This is a genomic window from Gluconobacter sp. P1C6_b (assembly GCF_018811945.1).
Classification (GTDB): Bacteria; Pseudomonadota; Alphaproteobacteria; order Acetobacterales; family Acetobacteraceae; genus Gluconobacter.
Window position 1 is genome coordinate 110,577 of the sequence record NZ_JACRVU010000006.1, and the last position, 17,148, is coordinate 127,724.

At 59.3% G+C, this 17,148-nt stretch carries 11 protein-coding genes; 3 read left to right on the forward strand and 8 right to left on the reverse strand.

The genetic code is table 11. From position 1 onward, the window contains the following. Positions 1-15: 15 nt before the first annotated feature. Both KP701_RS06570 and KP701_RS06575 read left to right on the forward strand, forming a co-directional pair. A complete protein-coding gene (locus KP701_RS06570) occupies positions 16-3,126 on the forward strand; it encodes an efflux RND transporter permease subunit (protein ID WP_215746416.1) in 3,111 nt (1,036 codons plus the stop codon). After that, complete coding sequence (locus tag KP701_RS06575; RefSeq protein WP_252345453.1) at positions 3,123-4,643, forward strand: efflux transporter outer membrane subunit; 1,521 nt, start codon at positions 3,123-3,125, stop codon at positions 4,641-4,643. Before KP701_RS06570 ends, KP701_RS06575 begins: the two co-directional genes overlap by 4 nt. A 163-nt stretch (positions 4,644-4,806) precedes the next feature. Here KP701_RS06575 and KP701_RS06580 read toward each other — a convergent pair whose 3' ends face one another. The 7 genes from KP701_RS06580 to KP701_RS06610 form a co-directional block, all read right to left on the reverse strand. Next, positions 4,807-6,747, reverse strand: a complete 1,941-nt coding sequence (locus tag KP701_RS06580; protein WP_215746417.1) for a M61 family metallopeptidase — start codon at positions 6,745-6,747, stop codon at positions 4,807-4,809. 299 nt (positions 6,748-7,046) lie between these two features. After that, complete coding sequence (locus KP701_RS06585) at positions 7,047-8,906, reverse strand: glycosyltransferase family 2 protein (protein ID WP_215746418.1); 1,860 nt, start codon at positions 8,904-8,906, stop codon at positions 7,047-7,049. 34 nt (positions 8,907-8,940) lie between these two features. Further along, on the reverse strand, positions 8,941-9,600 hold the full coding sequence (locus KP701_RS06590) for a histidine phosphatase family protein (protein WP_215746419.1): 660 nt from the start codon (positions 9,598-9,600) through the stop codon (positions 8,941-8,943). Between the two features lie 49 nt (positions 9,601-9,649). Further along, positions 9,650-10,582, reverse strand: coding sequence for a ribose-phosphate pyrophosphokinase (locus KP701_RS06595; RefSeq protein WP_194259827.1), 933 nt, complete (start codon positions 10,580-10,582; stop codon positions 9,650-9,652). A gap of 152 nt (positions 10,583-10,734) precedes the next feature. Continuing rightward, a complete protein-coding gene (locus tag KP701_RS06600; protein ID WP_215746420.1) occupies positions 10,735-11,625 on the reverse strand; it encodes a hypothetical protein in 891 nt (296 codons plus the stop codon). A gap of 98 nt (positions 11,626-11,723) precedes the next feature. Beyond that, positions 11,724-12,659 (reverse strand): hypothetical protein, encoded by a 936-nt coding sequence (locus KP701_RS06605; protein WP_215746421.1) that lies wholly within the window; start codon positions 12,657-12,659, stop codon positions 11,724-11,726. A 77-nt stretch (positions 12,660-12,736) separates the two neighbouring features. Beyond that, on the reverse strand, positions 12,737-13,855 hold the full coding sequence (locus tag KP701_RS06610; protein WP_215746422.1) for an energy transducer TonB: 1,119 nt from the start codon (positions 13,853-13,855) through the stop codon (positions 12,737-12,739). A gap of 237 nt (positions 13,856-14,092) precedes the next feature. Here KP701_RS06610 and KP701_RS06615 point away from each other — a divergent pair, with 237 nt between their 5' ends. Beyond that, complete coding sequence (locus tag KP701_RS06615; RefSeq protein ID WP_371818905.1) at positions 14,093-14,743, forward strand: DNA-3-methyladenine glycosylase; 651 nt, start codon at positions 14,093-14,095, stop codon at positions 14,741-14,743. Positions 14,744-14,758: 15 nt separating this feature from the next. Here KP701_RS06615 and KP701_RS06620 read toward each other — a convergent pair whose 3' ends face one another. After that, positions 14,759-17,122 (reverse strand): bifunctional diguanylate cyclase/phosphodiesterase, encoded by a 2,364-nt coding sequence (locus tag KP701_RS06620; RefSeq protein WP_215746424.1) that lies wholly within the window; start codon positions 17,120-17,122, stop codon positions 14,759-14,761. Positions 17,123-17,148: the final 26 nt, after the last annotated feature.

The window sequence follows — 17,148 nt, forward strand, 5'->3', positions numbered from 1 at the left end:
GGTGGCCCTGAGCTGATGATCGAACGTTTCATCTCCTGGTGCTTCAACCACCGGAACATCGTTTTCTTTTCCGCCCTGATCCTGGCGCTTCTCGGCGGTCTTTCCTGGAAGATCCTGCCGGTCGAAGCCTATCCGGATCTGGGTGCGGTCAGTGTCTCGATCACGACGCAGCAGGAAGGTCTGGCTGCCGAGGAAATGGAGCAGCAGGTCACAATCCCGCTCGAGCGGACGCTGGCCAGCGTTCCGGGCGTGACGGACAGCCGCTCCACCAGCACGTTCGGCCTGTCGCTGATCACGCTGATCTTCCGTGAAGGCACGAATGTTTACGCGGCCCGTCAGCTCGTCGAGACGCAGCTTGCCAATAATCCGCTGAGCAATGGCGCCATGCCGTCGCTCGGCCCGATCTCGGGCCCGAGCGGCGAGATCTATCGCTACACGCTGGAATCCGACGACAAGAACCTGCTGGAGCTGTCCGACCTCCAGCGCTGGACCATCATCCCGGCGATCCAGCATGTGCCCGGCGTCGTCAGTGTGGACAATTTCGGCGGCCTGACGCGCGAGTACCAGCTCGTTCTCGATCCGGCCTCCCTGATCCGTTACCACGTTGGCCTTGAGGACGTGCTGACCGCCATTCGCAACAGCAACGTCAACGCCGGTGGCGGCCGCGTCAGCCGGGGTGAGCAGTCCTACATCGTCCGCGGGATCGGCATGATCCATACGCTGGACGACATGGGCAATATCGTCGTCGCCAGCCATGGCGGCGTGCCGGTCTTCGTCAAGGATCTGGGACAGGTCCAGTTCGGCCATCAGGTCCGTCAGGGCATTCTGGGCAAGGACAAGAATCCGGACACCATCGAAGGCGTGGTGACGATGCTGAGCGGGGAAAACCCCTCGCTCGTGCTCGATGGCCTTCACAGCACGGTGGCCAAGCTCCAGCAGCAGCTCGCCCCGAGCCATGTCCGCATCGTGCCGTATATGGACCGTGACCATCTCGTCCTGTCCACGACCCACAAGGTCACGGAAACGATGATCGAGGGCATTCTCCTCGTCGGCGTGATCCTGACCCTGTTCCTCGGCAGCCCCCGCAGTGCCATTGTCACCGCCGTGACGATCCCGCTCGCGCTGTCGGTCGTGTTCGTGCTGATGCACAGCTTCGGGATGTCGGCGAACCTGTTTTCGCTCGGGGCCATCGATTTTGGCGTGATCGTGGATGGCGCGATTGTCATCACCGAGACGATCCTCCGCATCCGCGAGGAGCGCCCAACCGAGGCGCTCGTTCCGTCCGAAGTCCTGCCTGTCGCCCAGCGCGCGGGGCGGGCGATCTTCTCGTCCACGCTCGTCATCATCGTGGCCTACAGCCCGCTCTTCGCCTTCGAGGGCAGCGAGGGCAAGCTTTTCCGCCCGATGGCCTATACCGTCAGCTTCGCGCTGCTCGGTGCGCTGCTCTGCGCCCTGACGCTCATTCCGTCCCTGACCTATCTGGCCCTGCACAAGCCCAGACACATCTGGCACAACCGTCCGCTGGAATGGCTGCATGCGCGTTACACGCACTGGCTCGGCCATTTCATTGACCGTCCGCTGATCGCCTATGGCGCCGGTATTGCGGCCATGGTGGCGGTCGTGATTCTGGGTGCGACGATCGGACGTGAGTTCCTGCCGGATCTGGATGAGGGATCGCTCTGGCTTCAGGTCCAGATGCCGACGGGGATTTCGCTGGAAAAGGGCGAGTCCATCGCCAACGAACTGCGGCATGCGATCCGCGAGTTCCCCGAGACGTCCTACGCCATCACGCAGCTTGGCCGTTCGGATGACGGCACCGATCCGTGGACCCCTTCGCATATCGAGATGCCAGTCGGGCTCAAGCCGTATGACCAGTGGCCGTCCGGCGAGACGAAGTCGCAGTTCGTCGAGCGTCTGCGCGCCCGCCTGTCCAGGATCCCGGGGATCGATTTCGGCATCAGCCAGCCGATCCAGGACAATATGAGTGATCTGGTCGGCGGTGCGCACAGCCCGCTCGTTCTGCGCGTCTATGGCAATGATTTTCAGGAACTGCGCCGCATCGGCCAGCAGATCGTGGACATTCTCCACCAGGTTCCCGGAACGGCCGAAGCGTCGATCTTCCAGGAGCCGCGCATCCCGCAGATCGACGTGGTGGCCGACCGTCTGGCCGCGGCCCGTTACGGCATCAACATTTCGGATATCTCCGACGTCGTGTCGAATGCCATCGGTGATGCGCCCATCACGACCGTCTATGTGGATGACCGCTTCTACAATGCGACGCTGCATATCCGTCGCAAGGATCTGCAGGACATGCAGGCCCTGTCTCAGATTCCGCTTCTGGATGCCGAAGGGGCCTATATCCCGCTGTCCCAGGTGGCGCATGTCGGGCTGCACATGGGCGAGAGCAACATCGCCCATGAGATGAGCCATCGCCAGATCACCATTCGCGTGGACAACGGCAAACGGCCGCTCTCGCAGTATCTGGCGGACGCGCAGGGCCGCATCGACCAGCAGCTGCATTACGACAAGGAAAAGTACACGCTCGAATGGGCCGGCTCCTTTCAGCAGGAAGAACGGGCCCAGAAACGCCTGATGATTGCGCTGGGGGTGATGTTCGCCGTCATGCTGGTGCTGCTGTTCGCGGAGTTCCGCAAGATCCGTCAGGCTCTGCTGATCCTCAGTGTCGTGCCGCTGGCAACACTGGGTGGCCTGATCGCGCTGCATGTTCGCGGTGAGACGCTGAATATCGCGACCGCTGTCGGCTTCATCGCGCTGTTCGGTGTGGCGGTGCAGAACGGCATCATCATGATCGCCAGCATCAACCGCCACCGGGTGGAAGGTCTGGGCGTGCGCGATGCGACCATCACCGGTGCGGCCGAGCGCTTTCGCCCGGTCCTCATGACCGCCACGGTCGCGACGGCGGGTATGTTCCCCGCAGCCCTTGCCACGGGCGTGGGCACGGATGTGCAGCGCGGTCTGGCGACGGTCGTGGTGGGCGGTCTGGGCATTGCCACGCTGCTGACGCTGTTCGCCCTGCCGGTCTATTTCAGCGAGCTTGAAATGTGGGTTGAACGCCGCGATGCGAAGAAGCGTCCGAAACCTGCCGCAGAGGGAGCCGGATCATGATGCTGCGCTCTGTTTCTTTCCGCCGGGCTGCGGTCCTGCTGGCCCTGACCGCACTTTCCGCCTGTGCGGTCGGTCCGGATTTCCATCGCCCGGACCTGCCGAAGAACATGGCCTATCAGGGTGCGCCCCTGACAGCCACGGCCGGGCATGGTGTGGTTGGTGCGACCGTGCAGCAGCAGTTCCGGGCGGGGCTGGATATTCCGGGCCAGTGGTGGACGGTGTTCGGCAATCCGTCCCTGAATGCGCTCGTCGATCAGGCGCTGGCAAACAATCAGTCCCTGCGCGCCATGCAGCAGGGGCTGAAATCAGCCTGGGAGCAGCGCCGGATCGAAGGTGCGGGGCTGTATCCGACGCTCTCCGGCTCCTTCAATCCGACACGCAACAAGACATCGCGCGTCTACTCGCCGATCCCGAATGCCAATGTCTGGCTGTACAACGTTCATACCGCGCAGCTGAACATCGGCTATGTGCCGGATCTGTGGGGGGGCACGCGCAGGGCGATCGAGGCGGCGGGTGCACAGGCGGATCTGCAGAAATTCCAGCTTGAAGCCACCGCGCTGACCATGATTTCCGATCTCGTGAACGCGACGATCGAGGAAGCTACGATCCGCGCCGAGATCGATGCCACGAACGAGCTCATCCGCAGCCAGCGCGCCGTGCTGAAGACCGTGACGGCCGAGCAGAGCCTCGGCAATGCGTCGCGGCAGGACATGGCCCAGCAGCTGGCATCCGTGGCCCAGCTTGAGGCGACGCTGCCGGGCCTTGAGCTGCAACTGGCCCAGACGCGGGACCAGATGGCTGTTCTGGTTGGCGTGACGCCCAATTCGCCGCTGCCTGAGTTCCGGCTTGAGCAGTTCACTCTGCCAAAGACACTTCCGGTCTCGCTGCCTTCCGACCTGCTGAACCAGAGACCCGATATCCGCGCCGCGCAGGCGCAGATCCAGTCTGCCAGCGCGCAGATTGGCGTGGCCATCGCCAACCGTCTGCCGAACGTCCAGCTCAGCGCCACGCCTGCGCAGGCGGTCGGGGTGATGAGTGACTTCTTCAAGCCCGGCTATGGCAACTGGACGATCGCCGCGACCGTCATGCAGCCGATCTTCCAGGGTGGTTCGCTCCTGCATGCCGAGCGTCAGGCACGCGATAACCTGCTTCAGGCCAACGAGACCTACAAGGCCACGGTTCTGTCTGCGATTCAGGACGTGGCGGACAGTCTGCATGCCGTGACCTTTGACGCCGATGCCCTGACGGCCAATGAGAATACGCTGAAGGCCACGTCGCAGAGCCTGAAAATCGCTCAGGGTCAGCTTCGGCTTGGTGATGTCAGCGAACTGGCCATGCTTCAGGCCCAGCAGACCAATGCGCAGGCCCGTCTGGCCTATGTGCAGGCCGAGGGCGCACGTTTCTCCGACAGCGTGGGGCTGTTTCAGGCTCTGGGTGGTGGCTGGTGGAACCGCAATGATATGGGCATGACACCGGCGGCACAGAAGGCTCTCGGGAAGTCGCTGCTGCCTTGGTGAGGCTCAGGGCTCTGCCCTGAAACCCGCCAAAGGCCGGGGGCCTTTGGAAACCTGCTTGTTAGGAATCGGGATCAAAGGGACTGAGTTCCTTTGCGGGGTCTGGGGCAGAGCCCCTGACAGGCTGACCTGACCTTCCACCGGATCAGATCAGCCCGATACGCCTTTACGGACGCGGTGCGTAAATCGCGCTCAGGCGATCCGGCGTGCCTTCGATGCGCTCCAGATGCGGGTAACGCAGGCCATCGTGATAGGGGATGGAGACCGTGCTGACATGGTCGCCGGACTTCACGATCAGGCGGATGTCCTGCTTCGGGTCCTTCTGGGCATCCGTGACGGCATGAAGCAGACGCTGCGGCGTGAAGCTCATGTCGTTGACGGCCAGGATCGTCATGCCCGGAACCACGCCCGCCTTGAAGGCTGGGCTCATCCAGTGCTCACGTCCCACATGTCCGGCGCCGTTCACGCTCAGGCCGAGAGAGAACGACAGGTCCGTGGTGTGGCGCGCGGCTTCACTGGCCTTGATGAAGGAGGTCGGCTTGGACGTATAGACCAGCTTGTACCCGCCATTGGTCAGGCCGTTGAGCGGCGCATGGGGCTGGATCGTGTCCAGACGGTCATGCAGGAACCTGGCCCAGTCATACGGCTGCACGCTGTTGAGCGTCGCGACCACATCGTCGAACTGATAGGGGCTGACGACGAAGCTGCCGTTGTTTGTGCCGAAGAACGCTCTGGCAAAATCGTCCAGCGACTTGTGACCGTCCGACAGCTTGCGGATCAGCGCATCGGCATCCAGCCAGACGAGCTGACCTTCGACGTAATAGTCTTCCGAACGCTGCCAGTCGCGCCATGAGAGCGGCGCGCGCTGGGCGATGACCGGATCGTTCGTCGTGTCTTCCAGAGGACGCCACTGACGGCCCGTCTGGTTGTCATAGGAGGCTGCCATATAGGCCAGGGCTTCGAAACCCTGATCCTTCGTCACGAGGCCCGAACGTGCAGCGAGGACATTGCCCCAGTACTGCGTCTGTCCTTCATACACCCAGAGCAGCGAGCCACGCTGCGGCGTGTTGAAATTCGGCGCCCACATATCGGCCGGACGGCGATATTTGCCGTTCCAGGAATGGGTATATTCATGGGCCAGCAGATCACGTGTGGGGAACGTTTTGTCCCATTCCGTGAAATAGCCCGGGGCCGCGCTGTTCTCGCTGGACTGGTGATGCTCAAGGCCGATGCCGCCAAGCTCTTCCGTCAGGGCCAGCAGGAAGTCGTAATGGTCGTAGTGGTGCGAGCCAAACAGCGACGTTGCCTGACGCACGAGGTTCTGATGCGCGGCAACCTGCTGCGGCGTGGCGTCCAGTGAGTCCGGATCATCCGCCACGACATCCAGCGAGACCGGAACATGGTCTGGTCCGGTCAGGTCGAACTTGCGGAAATAACGCCCGGCATAGATCGGAGAGTCCACGAGCGTATTGAAGGTCGTGGCGCTGAAATGCGTCTCGTCACCATAGGTACCGGCACGGAGAGCCGAGCCGATCTGCCAGCCATGCGGCACGCGCACGGAGGGCTGCACCGTAATGTCGCGGGTGAAATACCCTGCCGGGTAGAGCGAGACCTGATCCCACTGCACGTTGACGATGGACGGGGTCATGACGATCCGGCCCATACCCGGTGCGATTGGCGTCATAAGCTGGAAATGCAGATCCAGGCTCGGCGTGCTGCTGGAGACCGGGATGTGGAAGGCGGCGACGTTAACTGTATCGCGCTTCCAGTTCAGTGTGCGGCCACCGCTCTGCACACGGAGGCTGGCGAACTGTTCGATGACGCCCGTCGGGGAATGGTCTCCGGGGATCCACATCGGATACAGAAGGACCATCTCACCCTTCTGCTGCGCCTCTTTTGGCACCGGAACCGTCTCATGGATGGACATGACATGATGGACCGTATCCGTCGCATCGACCGAAACCGTCAGGCTGCCCGGGAAGGGACGGTCCTGCGGTTCGGGAACGGGGGCCGGCATGGGCAGCGGCATAGGCTGGGTCTGGGCAAGCGCGGGAGAGACCAGACCGCTGAAAGCCGTCAGGGCGGCCAGAAGACGCAGAGAGGACATGAGGATATTCCGCTTGTAAATCAAATTACTTCAAGCCCTAACCGGCCATGCAAACCTTCACAAGAGGGAAGCCTGAAAGACTGCTCTTATTTGCAGGGCCGGATCCCTGGTTCCCTATGGAGGCTTTTCTCCAAAGAACTGGGGCTGATCGAAACCAGGAAAACTGGATGTTCTTAATGGTCCAAATTTCTAAGGTTCGACCGTATAACCCCCATCTGAAAATCTACGGGAAGGATGAGGGAGTATGGAGTCAATATCAGTGCAGCACGGTTTCGAATAAGACGTAGGGTGTAATGTTTTTAAGTAGTAGTTCCCTTTTGCAGTCTTTCCTGTCTCCATGACGAACATAAATTTTCCCATGTCTGCTTGGTGTTCGAGTCAATTCGGTCATCAACCGACATGCTCTGAAGACTTTCTTCAACAAAAACTGCAGATGCTGTGTGATATTTTGAAATAATGTCCTGCATCGCTTCTGAGACGCCAGGAATTTCTATAAGACGACGCATTTCGGTATGTATGTCTTCAGATAGTCGGGAAACAGTGGATTTTCCTTCCACTTTAAAAGTCTGCGCGAATAGATCGAAAATGGCAGGGTTATTGTATCTGAAATGTTTATTTTTAATGACCCCTTTGCCGTCATTCTCTCCACGAGAAAATTTCCAGATATATTCTTCGAAGGAGCGCAGGTGGTAGTGACAGACATGAGCCCATTCCGTCGGGGTTTGCGTAAAATTCAAATCTTCATTTGTCGTCTGATTCTGGGAATAAATATTTCCATCTACGGTCGCATATATTCTTCCAGTGTATGAGCATTCCGGGTGGTGTGCGTAGGAATAGTTGAACAGATTCGTTTTAAAAATGGACTTAACAAGAGGATGTTTGTCGCCTTCTATGAAGCGTTCTGCAGACAACCCGTTTGACCATGTCAAATGGTTGTTGGGATAATACACTCTCCAGTTCAGAGAAAAGCAGTCTACGCCCTGCTCGTCTCGGGCAGAAATAATAGGAATTATGCTATTTTTACTTCCTTGTGATGGAAGAATGGCTTCGTCGATATCGACAACCGCGCACCAGCGGAAATCAAGAATTTCAGGAAGCGTTGTCAAAGCATGATTATAGGCTTTGTACTGCATATTGATGCCAGGAATATGATTCCCGGTATTGTTGATCCAGGTAATTTCCCCATTTTCCGCAAGAACTTTCAGGAGGGCATCAGAACCATCCGTATTGTCATTGGTATAAATAAAGAAATCTTTTATTCCGATGACGCGGTGGTGTGCTATCCATTCCAGAAAGTAAATCCCTTCATCCCGGGCTGTTGCCAGTAGAGCAATGTCCTTTCGGCTTTCAATGGCTTCCCGGGCGATGCCAAGGATTACAGATCCCCAGTAAATTCCGTTTCCGCGATCCCTGATATGTCCATATCCCAGGAAATCATATTCGCCTGCGGCTTTTCTGATGGAACGACTGTTTCTACGCACATTCCATTGTGCCAGTTCCAGGAGTGCCCTGTGGACCCATTCTGCGTGAGGGATATGGTTGATTATTTCAAGGATATTGAAATAATTCTCGTCGGGGAGGTTCAGGAAGGCAGTTGTGAGGATTTTGGAAAAAATTCTGCGGCGTGTTGTGTTCAGGGATCGGGCAAACAGGTTAAAAAGTTCGACCCGGATATTTTTATTCGATAGGCTTATTTCGTGAATTGTTTTTTCAATATTATTTTTATTTAAGATAAAATTATTTATATCGCCAAATATTTTTGCGGATTTTTCTTCTAACGCAGTCTGATACGGGAATAGAGAAAAAACTTCCCACTCCCGGCTTTCGTCTCGATTGAAGGCAAGATTTCCAAAAGGATCTGCTGAAAAAAACTTTTTTTCTTCAAGAGAAAGAAGGGATAACTGGTTATTGTTCTGGAATCCGGTTTCAAAGACGAAAAACCTGTCCTTGAAGAGGACGTTTTCTTCAGGACGAATTCTTTCCACGTCCTCCCCGATATTGATGGGTGCAATAATGAAGAAAGCTGGATTTTCGGCGGATTGGGCAATAACGACGTCAATATAGGACGCCTGCTTTTCGGTTGAATGTTTTAAGGTACGCTCTTCGGAGCAGAAAAATAGAGTGGTTCCATGAAAGGTTTTTAAATGGAAGAATTCCATTCCATTATTCTCCTCTAGAATAGACTACATAAGATCATTGTTTACTTTTATATTCAAGAGGGTCTTTGGAATGTGAGGGCATGCAGTTTGCCACGGAGACTGATGGATCCAGCATCTCGGTCTGCCAACCTGTTTGCGTGAATTTCAACGCGACTGGAACGGCATTGGGAAGGCGTATGTCGACCGGAAGGTTCATCGCATGTCGCAGCCCCCTGAACAGGGCACCATGCGCAACAATCAGGGGAATATCGGAGTTTGCCAGTGCAGCATTCACGGCCAGGCGGGCTCTGTCCGTCAAGGCTCCAAAGCTTTCGGCATCTTCGGGGGTAAGCCCGTCTTCAATCCATGGTCTGTACCAGTCCCCCATGGGGGTGCCTTCCTGAATTCCGAAGCAGACTTCCTGTAAATTATCATCCACATGCAGAGGGAGGGTGAGACCTGTGTAGTCCTGAATTGTTTTCTGAACAGTTTCTGCCGTGACGAAAGCGCGTGTCAGAGGAGAGGACACGATACGGGCGAAAGGTCTTTGCCCGTTGTCGAAAAGGCTGGCGAGAACCCTCCCAGCCTGCAGGGCCTGTTGTCGGCCGGTTTCATTGAGCGGAATATCGGTCCGCCCCTGTGCCAGTCCCTGACGGTTCCAGTCTGTCTCACCGTGACGAAGATACCAGTAGGGCTTGGGGGCAATCTGCGACATGGGAAAGTCCGTTCACGAAGGCTGGACCGTGAAGCGGGCCGATGAAAAATCAGTCAAAGAGAGAAGAGACCGAGCTTTCATCGGCAACGGCGCTCATCGCCCGGGCCAGCAGGTTGGCTGTGGTGATCTGACGGATGTTCGGGGTTTCAAGAAGAGCCTCGGTTGCCGGAATACTGTCAGTCAGCGTCAGCATGTTCAGCGGACTGTCTTTCACGCGCTGGCAAGCATTGCCAGTCAGAACGCCGTGAGTAACATAGGCCTCAACGCCTTCCGCGCCACGGCTCATGAGGGCGTTGGCGGCGTTGCACAGCGATCCGCCACTGTCGATGATGTCGTCCACCAGCACGCAGTAGCGGCCGGCGACATCACCGATGACGTTCATGACTTCCGAGACACCAGCGCGTTCGCGACGTTTGTCGATGATCGCGAGATCCACGTTCAGACGCTGCGCGAGCTGACGGGCACGGACCACACCGCCGACGTCTGGCGAAACGATGATGAGTTCGCGGTCCGGAAGGCGGGTCTTCAGGTCACGCACGAAGAGCGGCGCGGCATAGAGATTGTCGGTCGGGATGTCGAAAAAGCCCTGAATCTGCATGGCGTGCAGATCCATCGTCAGGATGCGGTTTGCGCCAGCTTCGGTCAGCAGGTTCGCCACCAGCTTGGCGCTGATCGGAGTGCGGGGGCCGGATTTGCGATCCTGCCGGGCATAGCCGAAATATGGCATGACAGCCGTGACACGCCTGGCTGACCCGCGGCGCAGCGCGTCCAGCATGACCAGCAGTTCCATGAGATGGTCGTTCGTCGGCATGCAGGTGCTCTGCACGACGAAGACATCCTCCCCGCGGACGTTTTCCTGAATCTCGACGAACACCTCGCCATCGGCGAAGCGTTTCACCACGGTCTTGCACAGCGGCATCCGCAGTTCATGGGCGACCGCACGGGCCAGCGGCAGGTTACTGTTGCAGGCTACGATCTTCATAAAAAACGGCCTCGTCCGGTGTCCGACAGGGAAGTTGCTGGCCTTCTAACAGTGCAGGGCCGCCCTGTCATCCATCCAGATTTATTCTTTATGCGTACCTGTCGGTCGGCGTCTGCATGACGTGCCGACCGGGTACACTTCCTCTGATGGTCTCAGAACTGCCAAGCCAGTCCGGCATGCAGCTTCAGACCGTTTGTCAGGCCGCTGGAAACGTCTGAATAGGAATAGGAATGCTCTAATCCCATGCTGGTTTCGGCATTCCGGTTGCGGCCATAGGAAATATACGAATAGTCGCCACCTGCCGTCAGATGAAGCCGTCGGGTCATGCGGTAATCCACGCCAAGACCACCTTCCCAAAGGGGGCGGGGCTGTTTGTTATACGAGATGCCGGAATTTAGGACCTCAGCCCATCCGAAGCGTCCACGAAGGACGAGGCGGGATGTGAGAGCATAATCGGCCTTCAACCCTGCGCCGGCAAAATAAAGTCCGTATCCATATCCGAAATCGCCGTCACTGCCACTGGTGGTATACCCGCCCTGGATGAAGGGCGTCAGGAGAAAACTGTTGGAGAGCAGAAGGAAACCTTTGCCGATTTCTCCACGATTGTCGGTGCCGTTGGAGCTGTCGTTTCCACCGGCCGAGAATCCATACGGAGCAGAAAGGTTGGAATAAGCGCGATAGCGTGACTTGTAGTTTCTCTGGCCATCTTCAAGTGAGAAATGCAGGGCACCGTAAAGGTTCTCCATTCCGAAAGCATTGAACATGACCGATGCATCAACCTGAAATCCTGGGGTCCAGCCAATGGTGCGGTACCGCGAAGAGCTTGCGGATTCCTCGGTGAAGCCGGAACGGCCGGATGTGCCCTGCTCCGTCATGCGGGTATTGTAACCGCTGACGCTGTTACGGAACGTGCCTGTCATCGAAAGGCCGATCTCACGGTTTACGGCGATGACCGGTGCCGGGTCCGCAAAGGCGGACATGACAGGTACACAGGCGGCGCAAAGGGCTAGACTGGACAGCAGTAGATGGCATGAGGGACGCATCAGGAACTCCGGTAAAAGGTCGGAGTCCCATAACAAGAAATATTACTTAACGATACCAAGAGTTACATTTTGCGGACAGAAATCTGTTTCTGCCAGTCTCAGGCCGCTTTTTTCGGTGCGGGCTTTGTCTCCGGGAGGGGGGCGTGGTTACGGCCTGAATAGTTGGTGACGATGGTGCGTACGCCCTGTGCGGCTTCGTCGGCGGCCATGTCGGCGGTATCGCCCCAGGCTCCGTCCAGCGAATGGGGTGCGATGTCGTGAAGCTGGGTCGCGGCGCCGGCTTCCTTTCCATCCGGTGTCAGGACATGCCAGACGATCTCGATATGATCGACGGCATGTCCGGTACTGCCTGGCGCGCCCGTTTTGAGATCGACCGTGCCGCGGACGATGAAATCCGCGCCCTTTTCGGCCGTTGTCACCGTGTTGGTCTTGTCCGGCAGCGCCGCATAGAAGGCGCGGGCCAGGGCGATGTTTCCGTCTCCGGGGGCGCCGGTGACACCTTTGAAGCAGATCTTTGCCGGCCGGTTCATGAGACTGTGCGGGTCCTGCTGCATCATGTTGGCCTGAATGCCCGTCAGCAGGTTCGCCAGCTGGGGGGCCTCCTGAACGGCGGCGCCCTGAAGTGCCAGCCTGTCGCCAGCGCTCCATCCCGCCATATCCACGGCAGGACCATCCGTTTCCGCCCGGATTTTTCCTTCCGGTGTCATGATGACGTAATGGGGCACGACGGCGCCGCTCCGTGTGGCCGCGCTCATTTTCAGCCACCAGTCCCCCTTCTTGCGAGGCTGGGCGATGGCCGGGACGGACTGGCCGACCATCGCCTGCGCCATGTCATGGGCCCAGAGGGCGGCGGCATCGTCAGACAGCAGGGAATCCGTGGGCGTTGGAACGGCCAGCCGGGCCGGAGGCAGATTGGCCGCCGTCAGATATCTGGCCTGCTGCCCCGGATCGGCGAACGGCCGCGAAAGGCTGAAGCATCCCCCCAGAACAAGGGGAAAGCAGAGAGGGAGCAGGACAGGACAGAGGCGACGCATCGGGGCTCCGGTAACAGGACAGTGACCCGGTGGACTGTATGGGATTGCGGCTCCGTTGTCGAAGCCGTGCGCCCTCCTTACCGGCGGATCAGGATGTAGTTGATCGTCACGTCGATGTCGAAATGGTCGCCCTTCATGTCCGGCGGCACTGGCGGCAGATGCGCGCCCTGGAACATGCCGGTCGTCGCGGCATCCAGCGAGTACGAGCCGGACTGGCTCATCAGCCGGACGGACTTCACATGGCCCGAACGGTCCAGAACCACATGCACCGAGGACGGACCATCCTCGCCAGCGCGGGCAGCCTCTTCCGGATAGTACATGTGAGCCCGGATCCAGCGGTCGATTTCCCCGCCGTAATCCTCGCTGACGCCCTTGACGCTCGTGCGGGTCTGATACGGCGCGTTGATGGCGCCGTTCATGCTGAGCGGTCCCAAGGACATGTCGATCGGGCCGCCGGAACCGGACGCACGCCCACGACGGCGGCGATAGGGCGAGGGCTGCTCGCCGAACGACAGATCCATTGGATGCGCGAAGGGGTTGTTCCGGTCGGAGCGGACGGAACGCTGCGAGCGATGGGCATGTGGGGATGTCTGCTGGCTGCGCTGGCTCGGGGCCGTACCCGGGGTGACGGGGGCCGGGGTCGGCGCTGTCTTGGGCAGTTCGGCCGAGGGTTCCTGTGGGACGTCAGGTGCGGAGGGCGTCTCGGGGGTCGGGACGGCCGGTGTGGGAGTGGACTGTTCCTTCTGGGGCTGCTGCTGGTTTTCCTGTGTTTCTTCCGGGCTCTGGGCGGAAGGGGGAGGCGGAGCGCCGCCCTCGTCCCGCGCCCGGGGACCGCGCATGCTGCTTTTCGATGGCGGCGTATCGAAGACCATTTCGACCTGCGGCTGTTCCTGCCCGGCAGGCGAGCCATGCATGCCGTGATGCTGCATCAGAAGGAGCGCCAGAACGGCCGCGTGCAGCCCCGCCGAGAAAATGAACGGAACCGTCGGCCCATTTTCGACGATGGTCTGTGGCCGCATCATCGGCGTCAGGACCGGCCGCACCGGAACCGATGGCGGAACGTAATCCCTCAGTCGCTCCCGGGTTCCGGCGGGGGCGTGCTGCGGGCGTGCGGATGCGGTCCGCGCCGAGGGGGCGAAGAGCTGGGGTTCGCGCTTCTGCGGCTTTCCAGACGTGACGGTAACCGTTCCGCTCATACGCGGCACAGCCCGTCTGGAAATGACCTGGCAGAAAACAGCCGGTCGGCGAAGAGAAGGTGGCGTCGCATCATCGCCAGACCTTTTGCACCAGGGCGGTCGGGGTTGTCATCCGGCAGGCTGGTTATCCGGGGCTGGGGGTGGGCGTCTGTATTGGCGTATCATGGCAGTAATGCGAGACCCAAGAAAGACACAAAGAGTCACGCGAACCTTAACTTCCGGAAAGGCATGCTCCTGATGGCTGATTCTACCACGCTGTTTCTGGGTGCGGATCCCGATCTTGCAGCCGTTATCGCCCGTATCGGGCCATGCACGCTGCGTGGTGATAACGGGCAGGAACCCTATGATGCCCTTCTGCGGGCCATTGCCGGCCAGCAGCTGCATGGCGCGGCGGCGCGGAAAATATTCGGTCGCCTGTGTCTTCTTGGCGCGCAGGAGAGCGTTGACGGACCGCCCCCGTCGCCAGAACGGATTCTGTCCCTCTCCGAAGAAAGCCTGCGGGCCTGCGGTCTTTCCGGAAACAAGCTTTTGGCCATGAAAGGCCTCGCGCAGGGCCGCCTGGATGGTCTCGTCCCCAGTCGCGCCGAGGCCTCCGACATGACGGATGAAGAGCTGATCGCGCGTCTCGTCACCCTGCGGGGCATCGGGCGATGGACGGTCGAGATGCTCCTGATGTTCACGCTCAACCGGCCCGATGTGATGCCGGTCGATGATTTTGGTGTGCGGGAGGGATGGAGACGGATCCGGAAAATGGACCTGCCTCCCAAACCGAAAGCGCTGAAAGAGGAGACGGAACGTTTCGCCCCCCATCGCTCGACGCTGGCCTGGTATTGCTGGCGTGTGGCCGAGGAAGGGAAGAAAACGGCGCCTAATCCGCTAACCTCGTGAGTCCTGCCTTCGGGGTTACGAGGCTTCCATCATGGCCGGGGTCGTGGCCATGAACTGCCTGGTATCTTCCGGGGAGAGTGGGCGTGACAGCAGATATCCCTGGACTTCCGTGCAGCCGAGACGCCTGAGATAGGACAGCTGTTCCTGGCTTTCCACACCTTCTGCCGTGACCGCCACGCCCAGATCGATGGACAGATCGACCACGGCGCGCACGATGGAGGCCGCACGGGATTCGCGCAGCATGTCCCTTACGAAAAGACCGTCCAGCTTGATTTTCGAGAACGGGAAGAACCGCAGATATCCGAGCGATGAGAACCCCTTGCCGAAATCATCGAGCGCGATGGAAATCCCGGCGTTCTGAAGACGGCTCAGCAGGGTGAAGGTCGCGGCATCCGGCTCCATGAAGATGTTTTCGGTCATCTCGATCTGAAGGCAGCGGGCCGGGAACCCGGTCTTTTCGAGGATCCGGAACGTGTCCTTCAGAAAAGCGGGGGCCTCGAGCTGGCCGACCGAAACATTGATCGACAACACCAGTCCTTCCTCCCATTCGCGGGCGAAAACGCAGGCTTTCTCCATGACATAGACGCCGAGGCGATGGATCAGCCCGGCTTCTTCCGCAAGCTGGATGATTCGTTCGGGCGGGACACGGCCATATTCGGGATGGGACCAGCGGATCAGCGCCTCGAATCCACAGAGTTTCTGGCTCTGCGTGTTGAAAAAGGGCTGGTAGACAATGCCCAGTGTCCCCTCTTCCAGTGCCTCGGGAAGCGCACGGATCAGGTCGCGGTTGCGCTTGGCCACGGTGCGCAGTTCGGGATTGTAGAAACGGTGCGTGTGGCCGCCCAGGCTCTTGGCTTCGTAAAGCGCAAGGTCGCTGGCCTCCAGCAGGCTTCCCACCCGTTCCGACCCACCGATGGACAGAACGATTCCCACGCTGAGGCCGACCGCACAGCGCACGCCTTCCCCGATGCGGATGGGGACATTCGTCAGAGCGTTGATCAGTCCTGCGGCAGTGCTGGCCGCCTGGGCAGGTGTTGTCTGACGTTCCAGCAGCATGAACTCATCGCCGCCAAACCGGTAGAGTCTGTGGCGCTCGCTGAGGGTCCGGCTCAGCACGACCGTGACTTTCCGGAGCATTTCGTCGCCGGCGGAGTGGCCGTACCGGTCGTTGATCTGCTTGAAGCCGTCCAGATCGAGATTGAGCAGCGCGAAGGCTTCCCCCGTGCGCTCGGCCTCGATGAGATAGGTTTCCATGTCATCAAGGAAGGCGCCGCGGTTGGGCAGACCGGTCAGCAGATCATGCCTTGCCCTGAAAGAGGCGCTTTCCTGGGCCCAGTGCGTCTGGGTCACGTCCGTTCCGACGCCGCGATACCCGATGAAATTCCGGTCCTGAAAAATGGGGCGGCCACTCAGCGACCAGAAGCGCTGCTGGCCATGGAGGGCTCCCGACACCACGATGTCCCGGAAGAAGATCCGGTTGTCGAGGCACTGTCGCAGGCGGCCAAGGCCTGTCCGTTCGTCTCTGTTGAAAGCCGCGGAGCCTGCCAGATCGGACAGGGTGTCAAAGAAGTTCCGGTTTTCCAGCCATTCCCGGCTGTTGCCGAACGCGGAGGCCAGGCTGGCCGAGACATTCTGCAACGTTCCGGATGTGGAGGTCTCCCACAGCCAGTCGCCGGTATCATCGTCCGCATTCCGCAGTAGGAGCTGGACGATGCTGTTCCGCTGCTCCAGCGAATACCGGCTGACCAGAAACGCCGTGAACAGGGTCCTGACCGCCATGGTCAGGGACAGGACAAAGAACAGGTAAATTCCCAGTTCGATGGCGATATAGAAATAGAACGCGCCGTGATCGATTTCCCATGACTGGAAAAGGGCGATGCAGCACGACAGGATCAGCATGAGCGCAATTATTTCCCCCATGCCGGTCAGGGGCATCAGCGTGATGGTTGTCGCCGTCAGGCCCACCATGATGCCGGCGACCAGAACCCTGTCATTGGCGTCGCCATAGGGAAACACCACGACCGGAAGCGTAATCCAGCAGAGCGCGAATGCGAAATTGAGCCCCTTGAGGATCCACGACTGTCTGGTGTCGACCAGCTTCTCGGTCGGGATCGCATAGAAGCAGATATTGTAGATCAGCAGCAGGAACAGGACGGACCCGCAGAGGATCATGCCGTAGGTCGGGTAGTTCCGCATCAGGCAGAGCCCGGTGATCGGGGCGCAGCTGATCTGGGGAACGAAATGAAAGAAGTTCAGCCCTCGCAGGACCCGGCAGCGTGACAGCCGGATGTCTTCTTCCGCTCCATCCGGGATTGCCGTCCGGAAAGAGAAAAGCCGGGCAAGCCGCACCTGTTTCATCAGGGTCAGCAGGGCGGTCATTGTGCTGCGCCTGACTGGGACGAGAC